This is a genomic window from Acinetobacter sp. CY17 (assembly GCF_059515825.1).
Genome location: NZ_JCAKMX010000050.1, coordinates 1 through 3,899, shown reverse-complemented (window position 1 = coordinate 3,899; position 3,899 = coordinate 1). Strand labels below are relative to the sequence as shown.

2 protein-coding genes and 2 pseudogenes are annotated in these 3,899 nt (G+C 37.5%); all 4 read left to right on the top strand.

The window, feature by feature from the left end; all coding sequences use genetic code 11:
• Positions 1–445: pseudogene (locus AC5YCI_RS16090) on the top strand (hypothetical protein); the annotation flags it as partial.
• Between the two features lie 53 nt (positions 446–498).
• Positions 499–1,803, top strand: coding sequence for an HNH endonuclease (locus tag AC5YCI_RS16085; protein WP_496175927.1), 1,305 nt, complete (start codon positions 499–501; stop codon positions 1,801–1,803).
• Positions 1,804–1,834: 31 nt separating this feature from the next.
• Positions 1,835–2,263 (top strand): SMI1/KNR4 family protein, encoded by a 429-nt coding sequence (locus AC5YCI_RS16080; protein ID WP_496175926.1) that lies wholly within the window; start codon positions 1,835–1,837, stop codon positions 2,261–2,263.
• A gap of 304 nt (positions 2,264–2,567) precedes the next feature.
• A pseudogene (locus AC5YCI_RS16075) lies at positions 2,568–3,059 on the top strand (hypothetical protein); the annotation flags it as partial.
• Between the last annotated feature and the right edge of the window lie 840 nt (positions 3,060–3,899).

The following is a 3,899-nucleotide window of genomic DNA, read 5'->3' as shown; positions in this document are numbered from 1 at the left end:
TTCGACCACCATTGGTTTAAATAGTGGCGGGCAAGAAACAGAACAACTGACCAAGGCAACCTTAGGTCAAGGTACTGTGACGAATGTGACAGATATCACCAACCGTGATATCAACAACACGCAAGAAATTACTCGTGACCAAGTGACAGGCATGTTGAATGGTTCTGTAACGGTAGATGATCGTTTACTCACTGAAAGTGGTCGTGCTGAGATTATTCAGCAGCAGAAGGATTTACAAGAGAACGTTAGACAAAGTGCTGAAAACATTATCAAGGCATTACCTGATAATACCTATAAACAACGTGCCTTAAGTTCGCTAAATAATATTCAGGCAGGATTGGCTAATAACCCTGAAATGTTAGCGAATGGTGGCGATGAAGTTTATGAAGGGTACAAAGAATTTATACGTCAAGGTGGAGAGCAGAACAGTACGAAGCCTTATTAAATAAAGAAGTCCTACCACTTGCGAAAGAGCTAAATGATACAGCCAAACAAACATTGAATGAGATTCAGCAACAAATTGCTGAAGAATATCAAGTCAGTGATGATACAGCTCGTTCAATTGTACGTCAGGTTTTAACGGCAGCTAGTCAGCAAGAGGTATCTAATAGTACAGTTGAAGCAGCTGAGTTTGATCCGAATCAACCGTATAAAGGAACATTTGTATTACCAACAATCGTAGTTACAGCAAAAGGTGTTGCAGTACTTGTTCAGGGGGTACACGGTAATGAAGCGAGTATTGCTGGTGAAAATGTAGTTAAAGTCATCGATGGAAGTAACTTAGCAATCCAGCTCTTTGATCAAAGTGCGGCAGTAAGTTATAAGGTAAATGATGCGATAGAGAAAACAGGAATTGATCCTGAAACAGCAGGATTAGCCTTGTCTTTAGCCTTTGGTGGGCCAATTGGATTAGCGAAAGACCTAATAGTTGATACTGTAGCTGGAGGTCAAATAGCACAAGCTGGTGATGCTCTTAAAAATGAAGTTACGGCAGTTGTCAGAGATACTAGCTATGATACAGTTTCTGGCTATACTTCAGATAGTACAAAGCAACAGTTATCAAATCTGAATGACCCCGTATCACAAACAGCCTTACAAGTTTCTGAGCAGTTACAACGTACCAAAGATGGCGTAGGCTTCTTAGCTGGAGTATTAGGCATTGGTGGTGCTGCGAAGACAATTAGGATTGATGGTAAGGATGTTGAGGTTAGTACAGCAGGTGTAGGACATAGAGGTGAGTTAACAAAGCTATATGATCCAAATCAAACTCGTAAGGATTTAGAAGCTGTATATGGTGAAGAGAGTATTAAATCGACGACAGTTGCAAATAATCCATACCAACGTGTGAACTCTAATAAAGAAAAAGGTGTTGAAGTTATATATGATAGTTATGGAAATAAAGCCGTAAAAGTTGAGTATAAGGATACTTCAACAAACGAAGTAAAAACTGCAAATATTGCCTATGATTCTCGAGGTTTACCGGTTTTTGATAATTATGCAAAATATACAACTAAAATTGACAAACCTAAGGGTTATGAGAATATGTCTGATCGGACAAGACGTACTAAAGAAATGGAGTTAGCTACTCTAGATTTAAAAAAACAAATTGAGTCGGGTAGAGTAGATAAAAATCAATTTTCTAAAGACCAATTGTCGGATATTTCCGCAGGGTCTGACAAAATAAAAGGCTATACTTGGCATCATAATGCGCAGTCTGGACCTAATAATTTTCAGTTAATCCCAGAGAATATTCATAAGTCTGTAAGTCATATTGGAGAAGCTAGTTTGAGTGGAGGAAAGTAAAGTGCGAGCTATAAGATACGATTCTGGCAGTGTGTCATTAGATGTGATAAATGAGTTTGAGAAGAAATTTAAAATAAAGTTCCCTAATTCTTTTATAAAACTTATTTCAATGCATAATGGAGTCAAATTTGTAAATAATAAATTCAATTATTTAGATGATGAAAGTCAGGATAATGAATCAAGTATTAGCTTTTGTAGTTTCGGCGAGGTAGATGCCACAAAGATTGATGATTTTCAAGATTATGATGTCTATGGTGATGAAAAAATTATTAGTTTTGGTCTTAATGGAGGTGGGGACTATATTGCTTTTGATTATCGCAAAAACCCCACAACTGATGAGCCAATGGTGGTAATTATGTATCATGATGATTATATAGAAGATGAAAATGGTGATAGTAAGATGCGTGTTATAAAAATAGCAGATACTTTTGATGAGTTTTTAAATATGTTGCATAAATAATTTTCTAAAATGACATAATACATGTTATATGAAATTTATTAATTAATTTTATGAATGAGACAGGCTTTGTTGCATAAACATAGCCTAAAAGGCTTATTCAGTAATATCATTTCAACATGAATAAGCCTGTACCTAAACCCTATCGTACAACGAATTGGTCTTCCTATAATCGAGCCTGAATTAACCGAGGTAATATTTCCATTTGGTTTGATCCTAAACCAAAGAGCAAAATGATAAAGTTTGGGTAAATGACACCAGTAAGCTTTTAATTGGAAATGCACAGAACGATGCAGACCTTGATGCGATGGGTGTAAAAAATGTCACCAATATTGGCGGTGTAATTGCCAATGCAACAAAGAATGCTGATGGCTCACTGACTGATCATGGCAAACTGAATTATACAGGTGCATTAGAACTCAAAGATATCGAAGACCACAACTATAACAGTAGCAGTGGCTTTAATGTATCAACGAGTATTGGTATTCCACAAAAAGGAACTAAAGAAGCCGCTAATCATCCCAAAGGTTCGACCACCATTGGTTTAAATAGTGGCGGGCAAGAAACAGAACAACTGACCAAGGCAACCTTAGGTCAAGGTACTGTGACGAATGTGACAGATACCACCAACCGTGATATCAACAATACCCAAGAAATTACTCGTGATCAGACCACAGGTATGCTTGATGGTACTGTAACGGTAGATCATCGCTTACTGACGGAGAGTGGTCGTGCTGAAATCGTTCAAGAGCAGAAAGATTTGCCTGATAATCTAAAATCAGTAGCTGAAGATATCTTGGCTTTAGGAGTGAATACGGCAGTTAAGCTAGGCACTGGGTATGATGTACAAAAGTTTGTGAATGAAGTAAATGGAATAGCTTCAACCTTAGATATACAAGAACAAGCAATATTCAGAGATTTAATAGAAGCTCAAGTAGAAGATAACCGAGCAAATTTAGAAAATAATGCAGCACCGATCGTGGTTGGTGGAGCAGTTGCAGCATATTGTGTGAAAAATCCCGTGGGATGTGCCAAAGTTATTGAAAAGACGGCACAGGCCCTAGCTGCGATAGGTATTACGATAGGGATGAGTGGACAAGAAAAGAAAGAAGCTCACCCCAAAGGGGTGCCATCGACTTCGGGTAATTCGACTACAGGCATGCCTCCGAATGATGATGATGAAAAAAATAACATACGAGAGCCAAACCCAAGACACAATAGTCAATCAGTAAAACAGAATTCTACAACAAAAGGTAATAATACTGTCGTTACTCGATCAGTAAATATGAAAGAAGATACTGGATTGATACGTAATGGGGGAGCAAAAAATATAGGTAGAGATTCCAAAACTGGGGATTTGCTTCATAAATTACCAAATGGTCGAATTTATGCTCAGAAAAGTGATGGGCAGTTATACCCTCATTCAGGACCCGGTGTTCATGCATTAGATAGAGGAGCATATAATGCATTGGGAATTTATAATAAATTTGGTAGGACAGAACAAGCTGAAGGTATAGCTAAATATAAAACATAAGCTACATCATCCTAAACGCAATATCCAAAGCTTCCGGAAGTGTTTTATTATTCTGAGCAACCATATGTCTGACTTTACTTTTTAAGACAGACCATGCTTTCTCAA